Raw genomic sequence first — 22,831 nt, 5'->3', positions numbered from 1 at the left:
CCCGGTTTCTCAAGAAGAGGGACTTTCATGGCTGACAGCAAGAAATCCGCAACGCTGACTCTGGGTGACACATCGGTCGAGCTGCCGGTGCTGAGCCCGACGGCCGGGCCGGACGTCGTCGATATCCGCAAGCTCTACGGCCAGATGGGCATCTTTACCCACGATCCGGGCTTCACCTCGACCTCGTCCTGCGAAAGCTCGATCACCTTCATCGACGGCGACAAGGGCGAGCTGCTGCATCGCGGCTATCCCATCGACCAGCTTGCCGAGAAATCCCACTTTCTCGAGGTCTGCTTCCTGCTTCTGTACGGCGAACTGCCCACCGCCGCCCAGCTTGAGGACTTCGAGAACCGCGTGACCCGCCACACCATGGTGCATGAACAGATGCACCGCTTCTTCACCGGGTTTCGCCGCGACGCGCACCCGATGGCGGTGATGGTGGCCGTGGTCGGCGCCATGTCGGCCTTCTATCACGACTCGACCGACATCTCGGACCCCTGGCAACGCGAGGTCGCCTCGATCCGGCTGATCGCCAAGGTGCCGACCATCGCCGCGATGGCCTACAAGTATTCGATCGGCCAGCCCTTCGTCTATCCGCGGAATGATCTGGACTATGCCTCGAACTTCCTGCGCATGTGCTTTGCGGTGCCCTGCGAGGAATACGAGGTCGACCCGATCCTGACCCGCGCGATGGACCGGATCCTGACGCTCCACGCCGACCACGAACAGAACGCCTCGACCTCGACAGTGCGTCTGGCCTCGTCGTCGGGCGCGAACCCGTTCGCCTGCATCGCGGCCGGCATTGCCTGTCTCTGGGGCCCGGCCCATGGCGGCGCCAACCAGGCCTGTCTGGAAATGCTGCGCGAGATCGGCACCGTCGACCGCATCCCGGAATTCATCGCCCGGGCCAAGGACAAGAACGATCCGTTCCGTCTGATGGGCTTCGGCCACCGGGTCTACAAGAACTTCGACCCGCGCGCGAAGGTGATGAAGCAATCCGCCGACGAGGTGCTGGACCTTCTGGGCATCGAGAACAACGAGACCCTGAAGGTCGCGATGGAGCTTGAGAAGATCGCGCTGGAAGACGAGTACTTCGTCTCGAAGAAGCTCTACCCGAATGTCGATTTCTATTCGGGCATCATCCTCGACGCGATGGGCTTCCCGACCTCGATGTTCACGCCGATCTTTGCGGTCAGCCGCACCGTCGGCTGGATCTCGCAATGGAAGGAAATGATCGCCGATCCGGCGATGAAGATCGGCCGTCCGCGCCAGCTTTACACCGGCGCCACCCGCCGCGACTACGTGGATGTCGAGGACCGGGGCTGATCGCCCCGGCCGTCATCGAAACACCGGACCCGCAGGCCGATGCTTGCGGGTCCGTTTCATTTCCGGGCGCCGGACGCCCGGCTGGGTCCGTTTACTTGGTCAGGATGCCGGCCCCGGCTTACTTGGTCAGGATGCCGGCCCCGGCCCCAATCGCGGCACTGGTGCCCACATCGTTGCCGGTCGCGGCGCCGACGCCCGCGCCGAGGACGCCGCCGGTCAGCGCGCGTTCGCCGTAGCTTTCGCCGCACCCCGCCAGCAAGGCGGCGCCCAGAAGCGAAACGGCGGTGATCGTATGAAGACGGGTCATGGCGGTTCCTTTCCGTTGGGTTATTTGCCTTGCCCAACGCACGGCTTGCCCGTCCCGTTCCATCGCCGCACGGAGCCGGGCCTCGTCTCGGCAAGGACCGGCCGACCCGCCCCGTCTCAGCAGCCCTCGAACCGGGCCTTGCGCTTTTCGACAAAGGCCAGCACGCCCTCCTTGAAGTCGCGCGAGGCACCGCAGCGGCCCTGAAGTTCGGCCTCCAGCGACAGCTGGGCCTCGAAATCGTTCGAGACCGACCGCCGCAGCGCGGTCTTGAGATTGGCGTAAGCCACGGTCGGCCCCGCGGCCAGCTGCGCCGCCCGGGCGCGCCAGTGGGCCTCGAACCCGTCCTCGGGCACCGCCTCCCAGATCATGCCCCACTCGGCGGCCTGACGCGCCGGGACGGGTTCGGCGAAAAGCGCCGCCCCCATCGCGCGGGCAAAGCCCACCTGCCGGGGCAGCCAGTAGGTGCCGCCCGCATCGGGGATCAGCCCGATCCGGGTAAAGGCCTGCACAAAGACCGCCGCTTCCGAGGCGATGACCACATCGGCCGCCAGCGCCAGATTGGCCCCGGCCCCGGCGGCAGCCCCGTTCACCGCCGCGATCACCGGCACCGGACAGTCGATGATGGCGTTCAGCATCGGTTCGTATTCGTCCCGCAGCGTGCGCTCGATGTCGATATTGGCGATATTGGCGCCGTCGCCCAGATCCTGCCCGGAACAGAAGGCCCGGCCCGCGCCGGTCAGCACCACGACGCGGGCCGCCTGCCCCGCCGCGCGCATCGCATGGGTGATCTCGGCCCGCATCTGCGCGCTGAGCGCATTCATCACCTCGGGCCGGTTCAGCGTCACCACCGCCAGCCCGTCCGCGCAGTCATATCCGATGGTCTTGTAATCCGTCACGCCAGCGTCCTCCCTTTGGCCCGTTCTCGGGCCAGACTAGCGGCCGCGCGCCCGGGGAAAAGGGAGACGCGAGGTCAGCGCCTCACTTGCCGAGGATCTCTTTCAGCCGCGCCTCTTCCTCGGGGCTCAGCGCCTCCGAACCCGCATCGCGCCCGGCCCGGCGCCCGCGGATGTAGAAAACGGCACCGCCCAGCCCCAGCACCAGCATCAGCGGCCCGGCGATGTACAGCACCAGATTCGAGCCGGTGGCGGTCGGTTTCAAAAGCACGTACTCGCCATAGCGGTCCACCAGATAGTCGACGACCTCGGTATCGCTGTCGCCCGCCGTGATCCGCTCGCGCACCAGAAGCCTGAGGTCGCGCGCCAGATCGGCGTTGGAATCGTCGATGCTTTCGTTCCGGCAGACGAGGCAGCGGATGTCCTTCGATATCTCGCGGGCGCGGGCCTCTTCGGCCGGGTCGGCCAGAATCTCGTTCGGCTCGACCGCCTCCAAAGGCCCGCTCAGAAGCGGGCTCAGGCTCAGGGCCAGCAGCAGGGCGGCAGTCAGCGCGGGACGGGGCATCGGCATCCTCATTCGGCGGGCTGGGGCAGTACGGGGCCACGCTCCTTGCGGGCGCCCGCGGCGACGCGGACCCGGCGATCGGAAAGGCTGAGAAGCCCGCCCAGCGCCATCACGATGGCCCCCATCCAGATCCAGTTGGCGAAGGGCTTGATATAGGTGCGCACCGCCCAGCCGCCGTCCTGCTGCGGATCGCCGATGGCGACGTAAAGGTCGCGAAGAAACCCGCCGTCGATGGCGGCTTCGGTCGTCGGCATGCCTGCGACCGGATACACCCGTTTTTCGGGATGCATCTCTGCCACCTGCCGGTCGCCGCGCCAGACGCTCATCGTGGCGGTGGTCGAGATATAGTTCGGGCCTTCCAGCTTCTGCACCCGGTCCAGCTGGAAGCCGTAGCCGCCCAGGTCATAGCGCTCGCCGATCTGGGCCACGCGGATGTCTTCCTGGCTCCAGGCCAGCATCGCCGAAATGCCGATCATGGTAATCCCCAGCCCGGCATGGGCGACCGCCTTGCCCCAGTCGGCACGCGGCAGCCGCGTCAGCCGGCCAAGCCGCGCCACCATCCCCGTCCGTCCGGCCCGCAGCCAGAGATCGACCGCCGACCCGGCGATCAGCCAGGCGCCCAGCGCCACGCCAATGGGCCCCAGCGCGCTGTGTCCGGTCTGCATCGCCCAGACAAGTGCCCCCAGCGCGACTGCCAGCACCAGCGCGGGCAGCACCGGCCCTGCCGCGCGGGCAAGTCGCGCCCGCTTCCAGGGCAGGATCGAGCCCAGCGGCAACAGGATCGCCAGCACCACCATGAAGGGCGTGAAAGCCATGTTGAAGAAGGGCGCGCCGACCGAAAGCTTGCGGTCGAAAGCCATCTCGGCGACCAGCGGCCAGATCGTGCCGACGAACACCACCAGCGCCGCGACCGCCAGCAGGATATTGTTGAAGACGAGCGCCGCTTCCCGGCTGACCGTGCCGAAGACGCCCTTGGCCTCCATCGCGCCGGCCCGCACCGAAAACAGCGTCAGCGCGCCGCCCATGAAGACCAGCAGGATCATCAGCAGGAAGACGCCCCGCTCGGGGTCGTTGGCGAAGGCATGCACGGACGTGATGATGCCCGACCGGGTGATGAAGGCGCCGACCAGCGAGAAGCCGAAGGCGATGATCGACAGCAGGATCGTCCAGCTTTTCAGCGCCTCGCGCTTTTCGACGACGATAGCCGAGTGCAGAAGCGCGGCGGCGATCAGCCAGGGCATGAACGAGGCATTCTCGACCGGGTCCCAGAACCAGAAGCCGCCCCAGCCCAGTTCGTAATAGGCCCACCAGGACCCCAATGCGATGCCGACCGTCAGGCAGATCCAGGCGGCCAGCGTCCAGGGCCGCACCCAGCGGCCCCAGGCGGCATCGACCCGGCCCTCGATCAGGGCCGCGACCGCGAAGGAGAAGCAGATCGAAAGCCCGACATAGCCGAGGTAGAGGAAGGGCGGATGGAAGGCCAACCCGGGGTCCTGCAGCAGCGGATTCAGGTCCTGCCCGTCGAAGGGCGCCTCGGCCAGCCGGTCGAACGGGTTCGAGGTGAACAGGATGAAGGCGTAGAAGGCCGCGCCGATGGCCGCCTGCACCGCCAGCACCCGCGCCTTGAGGGTCGGTGGCAGCCCGCCCCCGAACCAGGCCGCAAGCGCGCCGAAAAGCGACACGATCAGCACCCACAGCAGCATCGAGCCCTCGTGGTTCCCCCAGACGCCCGACACCTTGTAAAGCATGGGTTTCAGCGTGTGCGAGTTCTCGACCACGACCCTCAGCGAGAAATCCGACACAACGAAGGCATAGGTCAGCACCCCGAAGCTGAAGGCCGTCAGCAGGAACTGCGCCATGGCGGCCGGTTCGGCCATGGCCATCCAGCCGCTCCAGCCCTTGTGGGCACCGATCAGGGGAACGATCGCCTGCACCAGGGCAATGGCGAAGGCGAGGGCGAGGGCAAAGTGGCCGAGCTCGATAACCATGGCGACCTCATACCCGCCCGGCAGCCCTGCGCCAATGGATTTCGCGTCGCGGGGGCGAGGCGTTTACGCAATCGTGAGCCGGACGGCGCCCGGCGCGGGCGCGGCGCGGGCGCGGCCCCTGCCCGTCCGCGGCCGGGGACCATGCGCCCGGCGATCACCTCTCGCGCCACTCCTCCAGCGCCGGATTGGTTCCCAGAGAGACCGCCACCGCGCCGGTATCGGTCCGGGCGGTACGCACCGCGACCGCCTCTTCGGACAGGTCGCGCAGATGCTGGAGGTTGCGCGCCACCTGCGGCGCCATCGCCATGGTCTCGGCGATCGAGCGCTGAAAGTCCTGCCCCTTGGCCTGATACCGCGCCCCGAAATAGAAGCTGATGATCGCGCCCATGAGCCACCAGAGCGGCTCGGGCACCAGCGCTATGCCCTGCATCCGGGCGGCGAACCAGACCGGATCGACCATGGCCGAAATCGCCAGCCCGACCGTGCCCAGCGCCAGCAGCGGCCGGGGCAGCCGGTTCGCCCCGTCGATCAGCGCATCGAAACGCGTCTGGCGCGGCTGGGCGAATTCACGGGCGAATTCCTCCAAGACGGCGCGCTGCAATTCCAGATCGCGCTTGTCGGCCGCCTCGGCATTGACCCGGAACACCTCGGCCGCCTCGCGCACCACATTGGGTCCGCCCGAGAACAGCATGCCGAGGGCTGCATTCATCATCCCCATCGCGCGATCCTTTCCCGATGTTCGTCCTCGCTGAGACGATAGCGGGGCGAAATGAATTCCTCGGCCCGCAGGATCCAGCCGCCCTTGCCGCCGTCGCGCCGGCAGGCGAATTTGCGGCTCGCAGGGCGGCGATCGGCCAGCGCGTAATAGTAGTTGCGCCGGGCGATGCCGTAGGCGTCGGCGATATGGTCCGGCGCCGCCTCGGCCGCCGTCTTGGCGGCGCGCGCGGTCTCGGGACCGACGGCGCCGTCAACCCCGCAGGGCTGGCCCATGTCGTTCAGCAACTGCTGCAGCAACCGCACCGCATTGGCGCCCGCGTTGACATACATGTCGAAGACCGACGCATGCAGCAGGTCCGGCAGGGCATCGAGCTTGGGTCGCCGGAAATAATGGTCGACATAGATCGCCGCCGCCTGTTCGGCACTCAGCTTGCGCACATCGGCGATGTCGACCAGCCCGTCCCCGGTCAGGTCGAGCCGCAACCGCCGCAGCGTGTCCAGCGTGACCCCGTGATTCGTCGGACCGCCCGGGTCGTCGGGGTCATTCACATAGCCCCCCTCGCGCAGGACGATCTCCCGGGCGAGTTCTTCCACCGTTTTCGTCACAGAAAATCCCCCGCTTCGCGTCTGAACCGGGGGACTTTGGATCGAACGCTGTTAGCGTGGGGCTTAGCTGCCGTTCGCGCCCTCAACGGACGGGTCACGATAAACGCCCTGTTCCTTCAGCGCGTCGACCACTTCCTTGGGCATGTAGCTTTCGTCATGCTTGGCGAGGATCTCGCGCGCCTCGAAGACGCCGTCGACCAGCCGTCCGGTGCCGACCATGCCCTGATTTTCCTTGAACAGGTCGGGCAGCACGCCGGTATAGGTCACGGGCACGCTGGCGCCGCCATCGGTGACGTTGAAGCGGATGGTCTCGCCCTGCCCGCGCTTGAGGCTGCCCGCCTCGACCAGACCGCCGATGCGGAAGGTCTCGGTCGGCGGCGGCGGCGCCTCTGCAACCTGGCTCGGCGAGCGGAAGAAGTTGATGCCGTCGCGCATCGCATAGCCGATCAGGCCGGTCGACAGCACCAGCGCCGCAAAGGCCAGAACGATGATCTGTATCCGTCGTCTCTTCTTCAGTCCGCGCATCGTGCGTTCTCCCTCAGGGGAAGCAGGGGGCCAGCATCAGGCCGGTTTCCTCGGCGATCCCGAGCATCAGGTTGGCGTTCTGCAGCGCCTGCCCCGACGAGCCCTTGGTCAGGTTGTCGAGCGCCGCGATCACCATGGCCCGGCCCGGTTTCCGGTCGCCCACCACCCCGATATGGGCGAAGTTCGAGCCCCGGACATGCCGGGTCGAGGGGTGGTCTCCGAAGGGCAGGACCTCGATGAAGATCTCATCCGCATAGGCCCTTGCCAAGGTGGCGTGAATGTCGCGGGCCTCGCCCCGGACATAGACGGTCGCCAGAATCCCCCGGTTCGCGGGGATCAGATGGGGCGTGAACTGCACCTCGACAGGCCGCCCGGCGAGCATCGAGAATTCCTGGTCGAACTCGCCCAGATGCCTGTGAATCCCGCCTGCGGAATACGCATGAAAGCCCTCCGACAGCTCGGCATGTAGAAGATTTTCCTTCAACGCCCGGCCCGCGCCGGACACGCCGGCCTTGAGGTCGATCACGATCTCGTCAAGGTCGATGACGCCCGCCTCGATCAGCGGCCGCAGCGCATATTGCCCGGTCGCCGCGTTGCAGCCGGTGCCCGCGACCAGCCGTCCGGCGCGAATCTCGTCGCGGTAGAATTCGGTCAGGCCATAGACGGCCTCTTTCTGCAGATCGACCGCGGCATGGGGCTTGCCGTACCATTTCTCGTAGGCGGCCGGGTCGCGCAGCCGGAAATCGGCCGACAGATCGACGATCTTCAGATCGCGCGGCAGTTCCCTGATGACCGCCTGGCTGGTCGCATGGGGCAGCGCGCAGAAGGCCAGATCGACGGTGGAAAAGTCGATCTCCTCGATCTTCACCAGATCGGGCAGGTCCATATGGCGCAGATGCGGAAACACCGAGGCCATCGACATCCCCGCCTTGCGCTCGCCCGACAGCGCCACGATGCGAAGCTCGGGATGAGTGGCGATCAGCCGGATGAGTTCTGCCCCGGTATAGCCCGAGGCGCCCAGAATGGCGACGGAGTATGACATGGCTTCTGCCCCTGCAGGAAAACGGGCCCGCACAAGGCGGACCCGGCTGTCTTACCTGTCGCGCGGGGCGAAACGCAAGAGAGGGCCCAAGCCCCGCTCAGGCCGCTTTCCGCGCGCGCTGGCGCTGGCACAGGAGCGCCGCCGCCCCCAGAGCCGAAATTAGAAGGAGGCCACCCGCGGGCAGCGGAACGGCCGGCGCCGACGTTTGCGGAAGATCGACCGTGTAGCCGATGCCGCTGGGTGCCGTGTTGTCAGTGCCTATGATCGCCAGAAAGAGCGTGGAGCCCAACGCCGGGTCGGTGTCGATGGTGAACGCGGCGTTGGTCGGCGTGCCCGCCGACCAGTTCTGGAGACTGACGCTCGTAGGCGTCACCGTCTGGGTGACCCACTGGTTGTAGGGTTGCCTGAAGCTGTTGTTGGTATAGCTGAACGGCGAGTAGCTGTAATAAAGTTGGAAACCCGCCCCGTTCGGAATGCTGGTGTCCGCAAGTGAAAAGCTCAGGGCGATCAACGAGCCCACGCTCGGCAACCCGAGGGCGAGGTAGTCCCAGTCCCCGCCGGTCAACGTGCCGGTCACCGCATCGAAGCCGCTTCCGACAACGCTCGGATTGGTTGCCACAGACGAGTAATCCGTTATCTCGTTCAGCGTCGCCGCCGAGGCCGTGGAGCCGAGCACAGCCAGAGAGATCGCGGCGAATGCCATATTGAGTTTCATGTCATGTCCTTGCTGTGCGAACCTTCGCACAAAAAATACCTTGTTAGGCTGCTATGTAGGCATTTTTGGAACGCCTATAAACCCGCGCGGGGATCACGTCCGCATCCCGCCATGCGCATGGCTCAGGCGGCGCGAAATTCGATGCGGCGTCGCAGGAATTGCGTGGCCTTGTCCGACACGAACCCCGGATCGCCGGTGGTCAGGAACATCGAGGCGTCGCCCGTCCCCCGCATCCCCGGATGCCGGCCCAGATAGTCGGCAAGGCTCTCGGCCACCAGATTGGCCTGGGAATAGACCTTGACCCCCTCACCCAGCGCCTCCTGGAAGGCGCCCTGCAGCAGCGGGTAATGGGTGCAGCCGAGGATCGCGGCCTCAGGATGGGGCATCCGCCGTTTCAGCGCCTCGACATGGGACCGGACCAGCGCCTCGGCCAGCATCTCGTCGCCCGCCTCTATCGCGTCGACAAGACCGCCGCAGGGCTGGGCCTCGACATCGACGCCGATGGCGCGGAAGGCCAGTTCGCGCTGAAAGGCGCGACTGGCCACGGTGGCGGGGGTGGCAAACAGCGCCACATGCTTGACCGCAACCTCGCGCGGCGGAGAGTTGTCGCCCCATTGCCGTTCGGTCAGCGCCTCGATCAGCGGCACGAACACGCCCAGCACACGCTTGTCCTTCGGCACCCAGCTTTCCTGCATCCGCCGAAGTGCTGCGGCCGAGGCCGTGTTGCAGGCAAGAATCGCCAGATCGCAACCCGCATCGAACAGCCGCGAGACCGCGGCGGTGGTCAGCTTGTAGACATCCTCGGCATCGCGGATGCCGTAGGGCGCATGGGCGTTGTCGCCGAAATAGACAAAGGGCACATCGGGCAGTCGACGCGATACCGCATCCAGAACCGTCAGACCGCCAAGCCCGGAATCGAAGACACCAACCGCCATGCTCTCATGCCCTGCGTTTGTGATCGAACTCGTAGCCGTATGCGAGCGACTTCAGAGGCCGTGGAGACAACTCATAGGTGGAGTTGCGCAGAAAATCCATCATCGCTTTGGCATCCTGCCCAAGGGCATTCAGACGCGCCCGGTCGATCGGACGGCCGATCGCCACCCGCACGGGTTCATCGACCCGCGACCGGAATTCTTTCAGCAGAAGCGCCAGCCGCAGCGTCTCGTGCAGATGGCTCGCCAGCTGGAAGAGGCGCGAATTGTGGCCGTCGAAAAAGATCGGCACCACAGTCGCATCGGATTTCGCCACCATCCTGGCGGTGAAGCTGCGCCAGCCGGGATCCATCGGCGGCCCCATGGGCCGAAGCGCGGTCGACACCGTCCCGCCCGGAAAAACCCCTATGGCGCCGCCCTCGGCCAGATAGTCCAGCGCCGCCTTGCGGGTCGCAAGGTTTTCCTGCATCGCGGCCTTGGTCTCGTCGAAGCTGACCGGCAGGATCACCCGGTTCAGCGCCTCGGCCTTGCGGAAGACCGAATTCGCGAGAATGCGGAAATCGCCCCGCGCCCGCGCCAGGATCAGCCCCATCATCAGCCCGTCGAGAATGCCGTAGGGGTGGTTTGCGATCAGGATCAGCGGGCCGGTCGCGGGAATGTCCGAAAGGCTGCCCTGCACCACGTCGAGGCTGAGCCCGTAGCGATCGACCATGACCTCCCAGAAGTTTCGGCCGCGTTCGACCTCGACCTCGTAGCCCTCGGCCCGGCGGATCAGCGAAATCCGTCCGGTGGCGTTTTCCAGAACCCGGATCAGGGCCTTGCCGCCCTTGGTCCGGGCCGAACTCGAATAGCTGATGTCGCGCGCGACCTGGCCCCGCATGGGCGTTCCCCGAAGCTCTCCGGCACCGGGCCGGGTGGCCTGTGGAGCTACACCAAAACCCGCGCGCAGAAAAGAAATATCGGCGTCGCACGGGGCCACCGGACCCGGATTTCCCGAGGCCCGGCGGCAGCCCCGTCAGCCCCCTATTCCGCCGCCGTCCGCAGCGGCGCCTCGCCGCCCCGGATGCTGGCCAGAAGCTCTTCGCGCCGCACCTCGGCCGCCGCCTCGGCCGCCGCCTTGACCGGGCCGAAACCGCGCACCGTCAGCGGCAATTCGGCCAGCGCCGTGCAGGCCTCCAGCGTGGCGGGCGAGAGCCGGGCCAGAACCTCCTCCATGTCGGCCTCGAAGCGCCGGATTGCCGCGCGTTCGCGCCGCCGTTCGCCCTGCCAGCCGAACGGATCGAACGGCGTGCCCCGCAGCCGCCTGAGCGCCGCGAGCAGCCGAAAGCCCTGTTCCATCCGCCGCCCGAAGGCGCGTTTCTTCGGACGGCCGTCCGAGCCCTGCCCCTTGAGGAACGGGGGCGCCAGATGCCAGGTGATCTGAAGATCGCCCTCGAATTCGGCGCGGGCCTTGGCGGCGGTCTCCAGATGCAGCCGCGCGACCTCGTATTCGTCCTTGTAGGCCAGAAGCTTGTGATAGCCCTTTGCCACGGCCGCGCGCAGGAACGGGTCCTCGAACCGCTCGACCATCCGGCGATACCGCCGGGCCAGCCGCCCCGACTGATAAGCCCGCAGATGCGCCTCGCGCAGCGCGATCCGCTCGCGCAGCGACCGGGGCTTCTCGACCGTCTCCGAGACCAGCACCCGCGCCGCGGCGGCAGGCTGGGCCGCCGCCCAGCGCCCGATCTCGAAGGCACGGCGGTTGCCCGCGACGCCCGCCCCGTTCAGCTGGATCGCCCGGTCGATGGCCTCGTGCGAGATCGGGATCAGACCCTGCTGCCAGGCGGCCCCGGTGACGATCATGTTGGCATAGATCGTGTCGCCCATCAGCCGCCGCGCCAGTTCGGTCGCATCGAAAAGTTGCAGCCGGTCCTTCAGCCGCGCCTTCAGCGCCAGTTCCAGCCGGTCCGACGGCACCCGGAATTCCGGGTCGCGGGTGAAGGCCCCGGTCACGATGTCGTGGTTGTTGACGACCGCCCCGGTGCGCCCCTGCGTCATCAGCCCGACGGTCTTCGCCCCCGCCGTGACCACCAGATCGCCGCCGATCACCGCATCGGCCTCGCCGGTCGCCACGCGGATGGCGGAAATACCCGAGGGGGTTTCGGCGATCCGGCAATGGATCTGCACCGCGCCGCCCTTCTGGGCAAGCCCGGCCATTTCCATCATGCCCGCGCCCTTGCCGTCGACATGGGCCGCCATGGCGAGGATCGCCCCCACCGTCACCGCGCCGGTCCCGCCGACCCCGGTGATGACGAGGTTCCAGGTGCCCTCGATCCGGGGCAGCGCAGGCGCGGGCAGCGCGCCGATCTCGACCTCGGCCGAAGCCTCCTTGCGCGGCCGCGCGCCCTTCAGCGTCACGAAGGACGGGCAGAACCCCTTGAGACAGGAGAAATCCTTGTTGCAGGCCGACTGGTCGATGGCGCGCTTGCGCCCGAACTCGGTTTCGACCGGCACGATGGCCACGCAGTTCGACTGCACCCCGCAATCGCCGCAGCCCTCGCAGACATCGGTATTGATGAAGACCCGGGTATCGGGATCGGGAAAGGCCCCCTTCTTGCGGCGGCGGCGTTTCTCGGCGGCACAGGTCTGGATATAGACCAGCGCGGTCACGCCCTCGATTTCCGAAAGGCGCCGCTGAACCGCCATCAACTCGGCACGCGGATGGCAGGCCACCCCGGCCGGAAAGCCCCGTGGGTCGAGGTCTTCCTTCTCGTCATAGACGACCTCGACGCGCTTGGTCCCGGCGGCCAGCAGTTCGTCGACGATCTGGCGCGCGGTCAGGCCGCCATCGTTGCCCTGCCCGCCCGTCATGGCGACCGCGTCGTTATAGAGGATCTTGTAGGTGATGTTGACGCCAGCGGCGATGGCCGCGTGGATCGCCAGCCGCCCCGAATGGTTATAGGTGCCGTCGCCGAGGTTCTGGAAGACATGGCCCCGGGTCGAGAACGGCGCCTCGCCGATCCAGTTCGCGCCCTCCGCGCCCATATGGGTAAAGCCGCTGGTGTCGCGGTCCATCCAGAGCGCCATGATATGGCAGCCGATCCCCGCATAGGCGCGCCCGCCCTCGGGCACCTTCGTCGAGGTATTGTGCGGGCAGCCCGCGCAGAAATAGGGCAGCCGCGCCGCCAGATCCTCGGCATTGTCGGCGCGCCGCGCCTCCCGAATGCGCGCCAGCGCCGCGGTCAGCGCCTCGGTCTCGCGGCCCTCCTCGATCAGGATCTGGCCAAGCTTCTCGGCGATCATCACCGGGTCGAGCGCATAGCGGGTCGGAAACAGTTCCTGGTCGCGGTCGTTCTTCCAGCCATAGATCCGGCGGCCGCGGCGGTTGTGGAAGATCGCCTCCTTGGCCTGCACCTCGATCAGCTTGCGCTTTTCCTCGACCACCACGATCAGCTCGAGCCCTTCCGAGAATTCGGCAAAGCCCTTCATGTCCAGCGGCCAGACCTGCCCGACCTTGTAGGTCGAGATCCCCAGCCGTTCGGCCTCGGCCTCGCCGATCCCCAGCAGCTCCAGCGCATGGACCAGATCGAGCCAGTTCTTGCCCGCCGCCACCAGACCGATCTTTGCCCCGGGCTTGCCCCAGACCCGGCGGTCGATGCGGTTGGCATGGGCGAAGGCTTCGGCCGCGAAGCGCTTGTGGTCGATCATCCGCTCTTCCTGCGGCACCCAGTGATCGTTCAGCCGGATGCCCAGCCCGCCGGGCGGCATCGCGAAATCGGGCGTGACGAACCGCATCCGGTCCGGGCGGCCATCGACGACCGAGGTCACCTCGACGGTGTCCTTCATCACCTTCAGCCCGACCCAGACCCCGGCAAAGCGCGACAGCGCATAGCCGTAAAGCCCGAAATCGAGGATCTCCTGCACGCCCGCGGGCGAGAGCACCGGCACATAGGCGTCGACCATCGCCCAGTCGGACTGGTGGCAGGTGGTCGAGGACTCGCCGGTATGATCGTCGCCCATCGCGAGCAGCACCCCGCCCCGCGGCGAGGTTCCGGCCAGGTTCGCATGACGGATCGCGTCGCCAGACCGGTCGACCCCCGGCCCCTTGCCATACCAGAGGCCGAACACCCCATCGTGCCGCCCCTCGCCCCGCAGTTCGGCCTGCTGGGTCCCCCAGAGCGCGGTCACCGCCAGATCCTCGTTGAGCCCGGGCTGGAACAGCACGCCTGCCGCCTCCAGATCGGCCCGCGCCCGCGTCATCTGCTGATCGACCGCGCCGAGCGGCGAGCCGCGATAGCCGGTGACATAGCCCCCCGTATCCAGTCCGTCCGCCCGGTCGCGGGCCGACTGCATCAGCATCAGGCGCACCAGCGCCTGGGTGCCGTTCAACAGGATCCGGGATTTCGACAGGTCGTAGCGATCGTGCAGGCTCACATCGGGTCTGGTCATGGCGCCCCTCCCTTGGCGTCGGGTTTGCCCCAGTCTAGGTCAGGAACCGTGACCTACAAAATGATTTCGGAGACACTTCTTCGTTTGCAAATCCGGAACCGCCGCCTGTAGGTATCTGTCGAAATCGGTATACCAGCATTGCGGGAATTGCATGATGGATTGGGACAAGCTCAGGATATTTCACGCGGTCGCGGACGCGGGCAGCCTGACCCATGCCGGCGAAACCCTGCACCTGTCCCAGTCGGCGGTCTCGCGGCAGATCCGGGCGCTTGAGGAAAGCCTTGGATCGACCCTCTTCCACCGCCATGCCCGCGGCCTGATTCTCACCGAACAGGGCGAGTTGCTGTTCGACGCGACCTCGGCCATGGCCCGGCGGCTCGACACGGCCGTCGCGCGCATCCGAGACAGCGTCGAGGAGGTCTTCGGCGAGCTGCGCGTCACCACCACCACCGGCTTCGGGTCGCTCTGGCTCGCCAAGCGCCTGCCGGTGCTTTACCAGCGCTATCCCGAGCTCAAGATCGACCTGATGCTCGAAGAGCAGGTTCTGGACCTGCCGATGCGCGAGGCCGATGTCGCGATCCGGATGAAGGAACCGAGCCAGGCCGACCTGATCCGGCTGCGTCTGATGAACATCAAGATGCGGCTTTACGCGACCCAGCCCTATCTGGACGCGCACGGCATGCCCGCCACGCCCGAGGATCTGTCGTCCCACCGGCTGATCTGCCAGAACACCTCATCGGCCCAGGTCGCGGCGGGCGCGCGGTTGGTGCGCGAACTGATGACCTACAACATCCCCTCGACCCTGACCGTGAACAACTATTTCGGCGTGCTGCAGGCGGTGCTGAACGGGCTCGGCATCGGGGTCCTGCCCGATTACGTCACCGAGGATCATCCGCATCTGGTCCGGGTGCTCGACGACATCGAATCGCACGACGTGCCGGTCTTCCTGGCCTATCCCGAGGAATTGCGGGCCTCGCGGCGCATCGCGGCCTTCCGCGAGTTCATCACCGAACAGATCATGGAGAAGCGGCAGAGAGACAAAGACGCGCCGTCGATGTGAGATATGTGCCACATGCATGCCGCCTATGCTGCCTCCGCGGCAAGTTTGGACTTGAACCGCGGCCACCTCGTCCATAATTGCTGGGACGAAGGCGGAAGTAGCGCTTTCGTCTTTACCTCCCTGTTGGACTTGGGCCGAGCTTATGCTCGGCCTTTTTTTGCGCGCGGCGCAGGGTTGTCGGAATTTCGCGCAAGCTTCCGTAGCGTCCGCATGAAATTTCACCAAGATGTGAACGCAGAACCGACGGCAAGATCGCTTTCCGGCCCTCCCGCGCCCCGAATCGTCCATCGACCCGCCTTCCGGCGCCGGTCCGCGCCGCCTTCCGCCATGCGCCCCCTTCCCCCGACCGCGCTCCTGTCGTAGGACGACGCCAAACTGCCCGAGGGGAAGACGACCGCCATGGACGAGCCGCAGATCACCGAGGATCTCATCGCCGCACACGGGATAAAGCCGGACGAATACGCCCGCATCCTGCAGTTGCTGAACCGGGCGCCGACCTTCACCGAACTCGGCATCTTCTCGGCCATGTGGAACGAGCACTGTTCCTACAAGTCCTCGAAGAAATGGCTGCGCACCCTGCCCACAACCGGCCCGCAGGTCATCTGCGGCCCCGGCGAGAATGCAGGCGTCGTCGATATCGGCGACGGGCAGGCCGTCATCTTCAAGATGGAAAGCCACAACCACCCCTCCTATATCGAGCCCTATCAGGGCGCGGCCACGGGCGTGGGCGGCATCCTGCGCGACGTCTTCACCATGGGCGCGCGGCCCATTGCGGCGATGAACGCGCTCAGCTTCGGCGAGGTGAGCCACCCCAAGACCCGCCAGGTCGTCCATGGCGTGATCGAGGGCGTCGGCGGCTATGGCAACTGCTTCGGCGTCCCCACCGTGGGCGGCGAGGTCCGCTTCCACACCGCCTATAACGGCAACTGCCTGGTGAATGCCTTCGCGGCGGGTCTGGCCGATGCCGACAAGATCTTCTACTCGGCCGCCTCCGGCGTCGGCATGCCCGTCGTCTATCTGGGTGCCAAGACCGGCCGCGACGGCGTCGGCGGCGCGACCATGGCCTCGGCCGAGTTCGACGAGGGCATCGAGGAAAAACGTCCGACCGTCCAGGTTGGCGATCCCTTCACCGAAAAGCGCCTGATGGAGGCCTGTCTGGAACTGATGGCCTCGGGCGCGGTGATTTCGATCCAGGACATGGGGGCCGCGGGCCTGACCTGTTCGGCGGTCGAGATGGGCGACAAGGGCGATCTGGGCATCCGGCTCGATCTGGACCGTGTGCCCTGCCGCGAAGCGCGCATGACCGCCTATGAGATGATGCTGTCAGAATCCCAGGAACGGATGCTGATGGTGCTGCGCCCCGAGAAGGAGGCCGAGGCCAAGGCGATCTTCGACAAGTGGGATCTGGACTTCGCCATCGTCGGCGAAACGATCCCCGAAGACCGCTTCCTGATCGTGCATGGCGGCGAGGTGCGGGCCGACCTGCCTTTGAAGGCGCTGTCGGGCAATGCCCCCGAATACGACCGCCCCTGGGTCGAGACGCCCCCGGCCGCCCCCATGGACGACGTGCCCGGCATCGACCCGATCGACGGGCTGAAGGCGCTGATTTCGTCGGTCAACTACTGTTCGCGCCACTGGGTCTATGAACAATACGACACCCAGGTGATGGCCGACACGGTGATCCGCCCGGGCCTTGGTGCAGGTGTCATTCGCGTCCATGGGACCGAAAAGGCGCTGGCCTTCACCTCGGACGTGACGCCCCGCTATGTGCGCGCGAACCCCGTCGAGGGCGGCAAGCAGGCGGTGGCCGAGGCGTTCCGCAACCTCTCGGCCGTCGGGGCCCGGCCGCTCGCGACGACCGACAACATGAATTTCGGCAACCCCGAAAAGCCCGAGATCATGGGGCAGTTCGTCGGCGCGATCAAAGGCATCGGCGAGGCCTGCCTGGCGCTCGATATGCCCATCGTGTCGGGCAACGTCTCGCTTTACAACGAAACCGACGGCGTCCCGATCCTGCCGACGCCGACCATCGGCGCGGTGGGTCTGCTCGAAACCCTCGACGAGCTGATCGCGGGCGTTCCCGCCGAAGGCCATCTGGCGCTTCTGATCGGCGAGACGGCGGGCCATCTGGGCCAGTCGGCGCTGCTGTACGAGGTCTTCAACCGCGAGGATGGCGACGCGCCCCGCGTCGATCTGGAGGCCGAACGGCGCAATGGCGACTTCCTTCGCGCCAACCGCGCGCTGATCGCCGCCGCGACCGATCTGGCCGATGGCGGGCTCGCGCTCGCGGCCTTCGAGCTGGCCGAGGCGGGCGGGATCGGCGTCACCCTCGATGCGGCCGACACACCCACGCTCTTCGGCGAGGATCAGGCCCGCTATCTGGTCGCGGCCGGGTTCGACGCCGCCGAGGCGCTGATGGTCGCCGCGGCCAAGGCGGGTGTGCCGCTGACTGCGGTCGGCCGGTTCGGCGGCGATCAGGTCAGCTTCGGCGGGGTGTCGGCCCCGCTTGCCGATCTGACGACGCTTTACCGCTCGGCCTTCGCCGCCGCCCTGGGCTAACCCCCGGGCCGCGCATGAGCGGAACCTGCGACAACGAACCCGCGTGCCCCGTCCTGACAGGGCGCGCAGGTCCGGCTAGGCTCGGGCTGTGACGACACACGACCGCGCCTCTTCCGCCACCGCGATCCGCCCGGCTTCACCGGCGGATTTTCCGTTCCTTCACGCCGTCGCGGGCCGCCCGGACATGGCGCGCTTCGTGATCGACGAGGACGACACGGCACTGGCCGCCTATCTGGCCGATCCTGCCTGCCGACTGGTGATCTGGTCCCCCGAGGGCCGCCCGCTGGGCTTTGCGCTCTTCTGCGAGATCGGCAATCCCTCGGGCCGGGTCGAGCTGCGCCGCCTGGCACTCGCCGAGACCGGCCGGGGGCTCGGCCGCGCCTTTCTGGCCGCCCTTGTCCGCCACGCCTTCACCAAGCTCGGCGCCAGCCGGATCTGGCTCGACATGGCCTCCGACAACGACCGGGCGCACCGGGTCTATCTGGCCGCGGGCTTCAGCCATGAGGGCACGCTCCGCCGTCACTGGAGGCGTCCGGCCGGCGATGTCGCCGATCTCCTCCTCTTCGGGATGCTGCGCGACGAGTGGCGCGGCTGACCGCTTGCAGCCAGCCGTTCCCCCCTCTACATCTTGCAGGGGAGAGCAGAAAGGACGCCCGCCCATGGCGATCACGCCCGAAGAAATCGAGACCCTGATCCGCGAGAGGTTTCCCGCCGCAAAGATCACCATCACCGACCTTGCCGGGGACGGAAACCACTACGCCGCCGAGGTGATCGACGAGAGCTTTCGCGGCCTCAACCGTGTGCAGCAGCAGCGTGCCGTCTATGCGGCGCTGAAAACGCAGATGGAAGGCTCGACCGGCGCGCTCCACGCGCTGGCCCTCACAACAAAGGCCCCGGACTGACCGGACGGGCCGCCCGGCGCGCAGGGGTCATGCCGCCCCATCCGTGCCGGTTCGCACCAGACCCACCAGGGGCTCGACCCGGCCCCGCAGACAGGACCGCAGACCATGACCGACGCCAAGGATCGCATCCAGCAGACGATTTCCGACAATGACGTGGTGCTTTACATGAAAGGCACCAAATCCGCGCCGCAATGCGGCTTTTCCAGCCGGGTCGCGGGCGTTCTGAATTTCATGGGCGTGGACTATGCCGATGTGAACGTGCTGGCCGACGAGGACATCCGCCAGGGCATCAAGGACTTCTCGGACTGGCCGACCATCCCGCAGCTTTACGTCAAGGGCGAATTCGTCGGCGGTTGCGACATCATCACCGAAATGACCCTCTCGGGCGAACTCGACAAGCTGTTCGAGGACAAGGGCGTGGCCTATTCCAAGGACGCGGCCGACAAGATCCGCGCGGCCAACGCCTGAGGCCGCCCCGATGATCCGGGCACGTCTGTGGTACGGCCCGGCCGGCGACCACCTTCCGCCGAAGCGCATCGCGCGGTATCTGCGGGGGCCGCTGGCCTGTTCGGTCGCGCTGCGCGAACGTAATCTCGACGGCGAATGGCGGTCCGAGATCCGCCTGTCCGCGCCTGTCGGCGCCACGCTCGCGCTCGAGCGCGGGCTGGACGTCTCGGGCGAAGCGGCCGATCTGGTCAGCCGGCTGCCGGCGGATGCGCCCGCAGCGCTGGCCCGGCGGCTCGCGCGCTGCACCGCGCGGATCGAGGTATCGGACCCGTCCCCCGGCAGGCGCTTTGCCCCGGGCGCGCCAGTGGCTCGCAGCGTCCTGTTGCCGCTTGCCTTCGCGCTCGATGCCATCGTCGAGGACCTCGACAATGGCCGGGTGTCCTTCTTCCCGACGGCGGCCCGGCCCCGCGAAGCGCTGACCTCACGGATCGGCCGGATCCTGTCGGAAATCTCGGTCATCCTGAACAGGCGCAAATCCCTGATGTGATCCCCGATCGAAAAGGGCGGCCGGTCGAGAGTTCCGGGCGCCCCTGTTCGGGTCTGGCGGTCAGGACCCCGCTGCCCGATCCTCGACCTGAGCCGCCAGCGCCTCGGCCCGCGCCGCGATTTCGGCCAGGGTCTCGCCGACCGATGGCGGAATGACCGGAACCTCGACCCGCTCAGGCGCCGGGCGCGGCGCGGTTTCCATCGCCTCGATCCGGGCCGAGGCCTCGGCAAGCTTCGCCTCAAGCCCCTTCAGGCGTTCTTCAAGCCCCACCGTCTTGTCGGCCAGCATCAGCCCCGACATCAGCAAAAGCCGCGTTTCCGGCAGCCGCCCGTTCTGCGACGACAGTACCGAGGCCTCGGCATCGAGCATGCGGGCCGCAGCCGCCAGATAGGGTTCCTCGCCGGGTTGGCAGGCCACATCGAAGCTGCGTCCGCCGATCACGATCTCGATATTAGGCATGCGCCGCCCCTCCTTCGGCCACCGGCATCAGTTCGGCCAGAATGGCGTCGATCTCGGCCCGGTCGCTGGCGCGCAGCGCGGTCAGCGCCTCAAGCTCGGCCAGCATCGCCGCGTCGATGGCGCCGGGGTCGCCCAGCCCCTGGGCATTCGCCTCGCGCAGCGCCGCGCTGGTTTCGCGCAGCTTGGCATTCACAGCCCGAAGCCGGTCGACATCGGTCTCCGCCGCCTCGGCCCGCGCGGCCAGATCGGCCACCCGCTGCTCGAGCCGTGCAACCTGCGTCTCCTGCCGGTCATGAAGCGCCTTGACCCGCTCGTTCAATTGCGCATTCGCACCGCGCTCGGTCTCCAGCGCCTCGCGCAGCGCCTCCAGTTCCGATGGGTCGGGCCGGTCGGGGTCGTCGCCCCGCCCCATCCCGTCGAGCCCGCGCCCGATGCGGTCCAGCGCCGCGACGATCCGGCGCTCCAGTTCCACGATATCGCTCATCCGCCTGCTCTCCGGCCAGTCTTTTTGGGGCCCCGTCGCAGCCGCGTTCCGAATCGCGATGGCGGGCCATTGCGTAAAGTGTAGCTTAACGCAGGACGGAATGCGCCCCCCAGCGGCGACGGTCGAGCCCGCCCGGTTCCGTCGAACGCGCGGTCCCTCCGCTCCCCGTCCGTTTTCTTCTTGGCGAAAATACCCATCTGCGGCCCGGTCAGGGCCGCCAGGGAAACATCTGCGGCCCCGTCAGGGCCGCCTGGGAAAACCGACATGCCGAAGGCATTCCTCAGGGATACCGGCGGCCCCAAGACGGGGAGTCAGACGAACTTCGCCACCAGCCGGTCACGCACCCCGGGCGTCACGAAGCTCGACACGTCGCCGCCCAGCCGGGCGATCTCCTTGACCAACTTCGAGGCAATCGCCTGGCGCCGCGCATCGGCCATCAGGAACACCGTCTCGACGCTGGCATCGAGCGCGCGGTTCATGCCGACCATCTGGAACTCGTACTCGAAATCAGCGACCGCCCGCAGCCCGCGCAGGATCATCGAGGCGCCGACATCGCGGGCACAGTCGATCAGCAGGTTCTCGAAGGGATGGACGACGATCTCGGTTCCGAACCGCTCGCCCAGCGCGGCGCATTCGCTTTCGATCATCTCGACACGCTCTTCCAGCGGGAAGAGCGGACCCTTGTCGCGGTTGATCGCGACCCCGATCACCAGCCGGTCCACCAGCGCGCAGGCCCGGGTGATGATGTCGATATGGCCAAGCGTCACCGGGTCGAACGTCCCCGGATATAGACCGATGCGCATCGGGAAATCTCCTGCAGCCTTCCCGGCGCACGCAACAATATTGACGCCCATTTTGCAAGCACACCATGGGCTTGGCGACCGATTTCCGAACGTCGCGGGCCTAGTGGCCCATGATCATCCCTTCCAGCGCGGCCTTCTCCATCGCCAGTTCCGACATCCGCGCCTTGACCACGTCGCCGATCGAGATGATCGCTACCATCCGCCCGTCTTCCAGGACCGGCATGTGCCGGAACCGGCCCTCGGTCATGCGCGCCAGCACGGTATCGGCGCTGTCTTCCAGTGCGCAGAACTGGATGCGGCGGGTCATGATCGCGGCCACCGGGTCCTTGAGGCATTTCGGGCCGCGCCGCCCCAACTCGCGCACGATGTCGCGTTCCGAGACGATGCCCTCGACGCGCTCGCCGCTGCCGCTGACCACGAGCGACCCGATGCGCCGGGCCGACAGCTCGGCCGCGGCGTCGGCCACCGAGGTTTCGGGCGGGATCGTCGCCACCCCCGGCACCAGTTTCTCGCGCAGGATCTGATGAACTTGCATTGTCTCCTCCCCAGGATGACGGTGTCCATTGACCAAGCGTCACCCGGACTGCGACATTCTGTCAAGTCAAGCCTTCGAGGCGCAGCAATTCCGCGCGCACCCCGTCCAGAAGCAGCCCGGCGAACCGGGTCAGCCGCGCCAGCTTGCGGTCGTCGCCATGACGGATAAGGTAAAAACTGCGCCTGAGCGCCACCTGATCCGTCAGCACCCGGACCAGCCCCGGCGCGGCCGGGATCGCGAAATCGTGGACGATGCCCAGCCCCGCCCCGGCCCGCAGCCAGTTCAGCTGCACCGAGACCGAATTCGAGGCCAGCGCCACCCGCTCGGCGCCGGTGGCCGACAGGTAGTCGAGCTCGCTGTCGAAGATCATGTCGGGGATGTAGCCGACGATCCGGTGCCCGGCGAGATCGGCCAGATCGCGGATCGGCGGATGCGCCGCCAGATAGTCGCGATGGGCGGCCAGATGCAGCTGATAATCGGCGATCCGCTGCACCGTCAGCCGCCCGGTCTTGGGCGGGCTGACGGCGATCGCCATGTCGGCCTCGCGGCGGCTGAGATTGAACACCCGCGCCAGCGCCACGATCTGCACCTCGAGCCCCGGATGCCGGTCGCAGATCGCCGCCGCCACCTGCGGCAGCAGATAGTTCGCGACCCCGTCCGGCGCCCCGATCCTGACCGCGCCGGTCAGCTGGCCCTCCTGCCCGCGCACCTCCTCGACGCCCTCGGTCAGCGCCTGTTCGGCCTGGACCGCGCGCGCCATCAGCCGTTCGCCCGCCTCGGTCAGCCCGTAGCCCCGGGGCGAGCGGGCGAAGAGCGCACTGCCCAGCGCCTCTTCCAGCCGCGCGATGCGGCGGCCCAGCGTCGCGGGATCAAGCCGCAAGACCTTGCCCGCCCCGGTCAGGCTTTCGGCCCGCGCCACCGCCAGAAACAGCCGCAAGTCATCCCAGTTCATCCGCCCATCCTTGCATTTCTGCAAAATGCTTTTGGCAAT

24 protein-coding genes are annotated in these 22,831 nt (G+C 67.2%); 7 read left to right on the top strand and 17 right to left on the bottom strand.

The features are described from left to right. Positions 1–27: 27 nt before the first annotated feature. A complete protein-coding gene (gene gltA / locus EV657_RS08430) occupies positions 28–1,326 on the top strand; it encodes a citrate synthase (RefSeq protein WP_134077621.1) in 1,299 nt (432 codons plus the stop codon). A gap of 118 nt (positions 1,327–1,444) precedes the next feature. Here the strand turns inward: gltA and EV657_RS08425 are convergent, their stop codons facing one another. The 12 genes from EV657_RS08425 to EV657_RS08370 form a co-directional block, all read right to left on the bottom strand. Beyond that, positions 1,445–1,633, bottom strand: a complete 189-nt coding sequence (locus EV657_RS08425; RefSeq protein ID WP_075785690.1) for a hypothetical protein — start codon at positions 1,631–1,633, stop codon at positions 1,445–1,447. Between the two features lie 116 nt (positions 1,634–1,749). Further along, the gene (locus EV657_RS08420) at positions 1,750–2,529 is read right to left on the bottom strand and encodes an enoyl-CoA hydratase-related protein (protein ID WP_113668543.1); all 780 of its coding nucleotides are present in this window, start codon (positions 2,527–2,529) and stop codon (positions 1,750–1,752) included. Positions 2,530–2,611: 82 nt separating this feature from the next. Next, complete coding sequence (locus EV657_RS08415) at positions 2,612–3,091, bottom strand: cytochrome c-type biogenesis protein (RefSeq protein ID WP_075787559.1); 480 nt, start codon at positions 3,089–3,091, stop codon at positions 2,612–2,614. Between the two features lie 8 nt (positions 3,092–3,099). Next, positions 3,100–5,079 carry a heme lyase CcmF/NrfE family subunit gene (locus EV657_RS08410; protein ID WP_134077620.1) on the bottom strand — a complete coding sequence of 660 codons (1,980 nt, stop codon included), beginning with the start codon at positions 5,077–5,079 and terminating at the stop codon, positions 3,100–3,102. Positions 5,080–5,233: 154 nt separating this feature from the next. Then, positions 5,234–5,797, bottom strand: a complete 564-nt coding sequence (locus tag EV657_RS08405) for a holin family protein (RefSeq protein WP_208323248.1) — start codon at positions 5,795–5,797, stop codon at positions 5,234–5,236. Beyond that, a complete protein-coding gene (locus EV657_RS08400; RefSeq protein WP_134077619.1) occupies positions 5,788–6,402 on the bottom strand; it encodes a holin-associated N-acetylmuramidase in 615 nt (204 codons plus the stop codon). Before EV657_RS08400 ends, EV657_RS08405 begins: the two co-directional genes overlap by 10 nt. A 63-nt stretch (positions 6,403–6,465) precedes the next feature. Beyond that, on the bottom strand, positions 6,466–6,927 hold the full coding sequence (ccmE, locus tag EV657_RS08395) for a cytochrome c maturation protein CcmE (protein WP_113668540.1): 462 nt from the start codon (positions 6,925–6,927) through the stop codon (positions 6,466–6,468). A gap of 13 nt (positions 6,928–6,940) precedes the next feature. Continuing rightward, positions 6,941–7,969 carry an N-acetyl-gamma-glutamyl-phosphate reductase gene (gene argC, locus EV657_RS08390; RefSeq protein WP_134077618.1) on the bottom strand — a complete coding sequence of 343 codons (1,029 nt, stop codon included), beginning with the start codon at positions 7,967–7,969 and terminating at the stop codon, positions 6,941–6,943. A 97-nt stretch (positions 7,970–8,066) separates the two neighbouring features. Next, a complete protein-coding gene (locus EV657_RS08385; protein ID WP_134077617.1) occupies positions 8,067–8,684 on the bottom strand; it encodes a VPLPA-CTERM sorting domain-containing protein in 618 nt (205 codons plus the stop codon). Positions 8,685–8,806: 122 nt separating this feature from the next. Next, a complete protein-coding gene (gene murI / locus EV657_RS08380) occupies positions 8,807–9,619 on the bottom strand; it encodes a glutamate racemase (protein ID WP_134077616.1) in 813 nt (270 codons plus the stop codon). A gap of 4 nt (positions 9,620–9,623) precedes the next feature. Then, positions 9,624–10,496, bottom strand: a complete 873-nt coding sequence (locus EV657_RS08375) for a lysophospholipid acyltransferase family protein (protein ID WP_134077615.1) — start codon at positions 10,494–10,496, stop codon at positions 9,624–9,626. Positions 10,497–10,639: 143 nt separating this feature from the next. Next, positions 10,640–14,044, bottom strand: a complete 3,405-nt coding sequence (locus EV657_RS08370; RefSeq protein WP_134077614.1) for an indolepyruvate ferredoxin oxidoreductase family protein — start codon at positions 14,042–14,044, stop codon at positions 10,640–10,642. A gap of 154 nt (positions 14,045–14,198) precedes the next feature. On the opposite strand from EV657_RS08370, the gene EV657_RS08365 reads away from it, so the two are divergent. The 6 genes from EV657_RS08365 (at position 14,199) to EV657_RS08340 (ending at position 19,559) form a co-directional block, all read left to right on the top strand. Further along, complete coding sequence (locus EV657_RS08365) at positions 14,199–15,104, top strand: LysR family transcriptional regulator (protein WP_134077613.1); 906 nt, start codon at positions 14,199–14,201, stop codon at positions 15,102–15,104. Between the two features lie 399 nt (positions 15,105–15,503). After that, the gene (purL, locus tag EV657_RS08360) at positions 15,504–17,663 is read left to right on the top strand and encodes a phosphoribosylformylglycinamidine synthase subunit PurL (protein WP_075785680.1); all 2,160 of its coding nucleotides are present in this window, start codon (positions 15,504–15,506) and stop codon (positions 17,661–17,663) included. Between the two features lie 88 nt (positions 17,664–17,751). Continuing rightward, positions 17,752–18,258, top strand: coding sequence for a GNAT family N-acetyltransferase (locus EV657_RS08355; RefSeq protein WP_134077612.1), 507 nt, complete (start codon positions 17,752–17,754; stop codon positions 18,256–18,258). A gap of 64 nt (positions 18,259–18,322) precedes the next feature. Next, positions 18,323–18,565, top strand: a complete 243-nt coding sequence (locus EV657_RS08350; protein WP_113668532.1) for a BolA/IbaG family iron-sulfur metabolism protein — start codon at positions 18,323–18,325, stop codon at positions 18,563–18,565. Positions 18,566–18,670: 105 nt separating this feature from the next. Further along, positions 18,671–19,033, top strand: coding sequence for a Grx4 family monothiol glutaredoxin (grxD, locus tag EV657_RS08345; protein ID WP_075785677.1), 363 nt, complete (start codon positions 18,671–18,673; stop codon positions 19,031–19,033). Positions 19,034–19,043: 10 nt separating this feature from the next. Beyond that, positions 19,044–19,559, top strand: coding sequence for a hypothetical protein (locus EV657_RS08340; RefSeq protein WP_075785676.1), 516 nt, complete (start codon positions 19,044–19,046; stop codon positions 19,557–19,559). Between the two features lie 60 nt (positions 19,560–19,619). On the opposite strand, the gene EV657_RS08335 is transcribed toward EV657_RS08340, so the two are convergent. From EV657_RS08335 to EV657_RS08315, 5 genes are all read right to left on the bottom strand, one after another. Continuing rightward, a complete protein-coding gene (locus EV657_RS08335; RefSeq protein WP_075785675.1) occupies positions 19,620–20,018 on the bottom strand; it encodes a cell division protein ZapA in 399 nt (132 codons plus the stop codon). Next, positions 20,011–20,502 carry a hypothetical protein gene (locus tag EV657_RS08330; protein WP_113668531.1) on the bottom strand — a complete coding sequence of 164 codons (492 nt, stop codon included), beginning with the start codon at positions 20,500–20,502 and terminating at the stop codon, positions 20,011–20,013. Before EV657_RS08330 ends, EV657_RS08335 begins: the two co-directional genes overlap by 8 nt. Positions 20,503–20,813: 311 nt before the next feature. Next, positions 20,814–21,305: a pantetheine-phosphate adenylyltransferase gene (gene coaD / locus EV657_RS08325; RefSeq protein ID WP_075785673.1), complete on the bottom strand. Its 492-nt coding sequence runs from the start codon at positions 21,303–21,305 to the stop codon at positions 20,814–20,816. A gap of 100 nt (positions 21,306–21,405) precedes the next feature. Beyond that, a complete protein-coding gene (locus EV657_RS08320; protein ID WP_075785672.1) occupies positions 21,406–21,840 on the bottom strand; it encodes a CBS domain-containing protein in 435 nt (144 codons plus the stop codon). Positions 21,841–21,901: 61 nt separating this feature from the next. Next, positions 21,902–22,792 carry a LysR family transcriptional regulator gene (locus EV657_RS08315; RefSeq protein ID WP_075785671.1) on the bottom strand — a complete coding sequence of 297 codons (891 nt, stop codon included), beginning with the start codon at positions 22,790–22,792 and terminating at the stop codon, positions 21,902–21,904. Positions 22,793–22,831 lie beyond the last annotated feature (39 nt).

Origin of the sequence: Rhodovulum visakhapatnamense (assembly GCF_004365965.1) — a bacterium.
GTDB lineage: Bacteria > Pseudomonadota > Alphaproteobacteria > Rhodobacterales > Rhodobacteraceae > Rhodovulum > Rhodovulum visakhapatnamense.
The sequence above is the reverse complement of the archived record's forward strand: the minus strand, read 5'-3'. Positions and strand labels throughout refer to the sequence as shown.

What these genes read in the sequence shown, in the direction of transcription:
- gltA (WP_134077621.1), top strand. Translation starts at nt 28, where the DNA reads ATGGCTGACAGCAAGAAATCCGCAACGCTGACTCTGGGTGACACATCG.
- EV657_RS08425 (WP_075785690.1), bottom strand. Translation starts at nt 1,633, where the DNA reads ATGACCCGTCTTCATACGATCACCGCCGTTTCGCTTCTGGGCGCCGCC.
- EV657_RS08415 (WP_075787559.1), bottom strand. Translation starts at nt 3,091, where the DNA reads ATGCCCCGTCCCGCGCTGACTGCCGCCCTGCTGCTGGCCCTGAGCCTG.
- EV657_RS08410 (WP_134077620.1), bottom strand. Translation starts at nt 5,079, where the DNA reads ATGGTTATCGAGCTCGGCCACTTTGCCCTCGCCCTCGCCTTCGCCATT.
- EV657_RS08405 (WP_208323248.1), bottom strand. Translation starts at nt 5,797, where the DNA reads ATGGGGATGATGAATGCAGCCCTCGGCATGCTGTTCTCGGGCGGACCC.
- ccmE (WP_113668540.1), bottom strand. Translation starts at nt 6,927, where the DNA reads ATGCGCGGACTGAAGAAGAGACGACGGATACAGATCATCGTTCTGGCC.
- argC (WP_134077618.1), bottom strand. Translation starts at nt 7,969, where the DNA reads ATGTCATACTCCGTCGCCATTCTGGGCGCCTCGGGCTATACCGGGGCA.
- EV657_RS08385 (WP_134077617.1), bottom strand. Translation starts at nt 8,684, where the DNA reads ATGAAACTCAATATGGCATTCGCCGCGATCTCTCTGGCTGTGCTCGGC.
- murI (WP_134077616.1), bottom strand. Translation starts at nt 9,619, where the DNA reads ATGGCGGTTGGTGTCTTCGATTCCGGGCTTGGCGGTCTGACGGTTCTG.
- EV657_RS08375 (WP_134077615.1), bottom strand. Translation starts at nt 10,496, where the DNA reads ATGCGGGGCCAGGTCGCGCGCGACATCAGCTATTCGAGTTCGGCCCGG.
- EV657_RS08370 (WP_134077614.1), bottom strand. Translation starts at nt 14,044, where the DNA reads ATGACCAGACCCGATGTGAGCCTGCACGATCGCTACGACCTGTCGAAA.
- EV657_RS08365 (WP_134077613.1), top strand. Translation starts at nt 14,199, where the DNA reads ATGGATTGGGACAAGCTCAGGATATTTCACGCGGTCGCGGACGCGGGC.
- purL (WP_075785680.1), top strand. Translation starts at nt 15,504, where the DNA reads ATGGACGAGCCGCAGATCACCGAGGATCTCATCGCCGCACACGGGATA.
- EV657_RS08350 (WP_113668532.1), top strand. Translation starts at nt 18,323, where the DNA reads ATGGCGATCACGCCCGAAGAAATCGAGACCCTGATCCGCGAGAGGTTT.
- grxD (WP_075785677.1), top strand. Translation starts at nt 18,671, where the DNA reads ATGACCGACGCCAAGGATCGCATCCAGCAGACGATTTCCGACAATGAC.
- EV657_RS08340 (WP_075785676.1), top strand. Translation starts at nt 19,044, where the DNA reads ATGATCCGGGCACGTCTGTGGTACGGCCCGGCCGGCGACCACCTTCCG.
- EV657_RS08335 (WP_075785675.1), bottom strand. Translation starts at nt 20,018, where the DNA reads ATGCCTAATATCGAGATCGTGATCGGCGGACGCAGCTTCGATGTGGCC.
- EV657_RS08330 (WP_113668531.1), bottom strand. Translation starts at nt 20,502, where the DNA reads ATGAGCGATATCGTGGAACTGGAGCGCCGGATCGTCGCGGCGCTGGAC.
- coaD (WP_075785673.1), bottom strand. Translation starts at nt 21,305, where the DNA reads ATGCGCATCGGTCTATATCCGGGGACGTTCGACCCGGTGACGCTTGGC.
- EV657_RS08320 (WP_075785672.1), bottom strand. Translation starts at nt 21,840, where the DNA reads ATGCAAGTTCATCAGATCCTGCGCGAGAAACTGGTGCCGGGGGTGGCG.
- EV657_RS08315 (WP_075785671.1), bottom strand. Translation starts at nt 22,792, where the DNA reads ATGAACTGGGATGACTTGCGGCTGTTTCTGGCGGTGGCGCGGGCCGAA.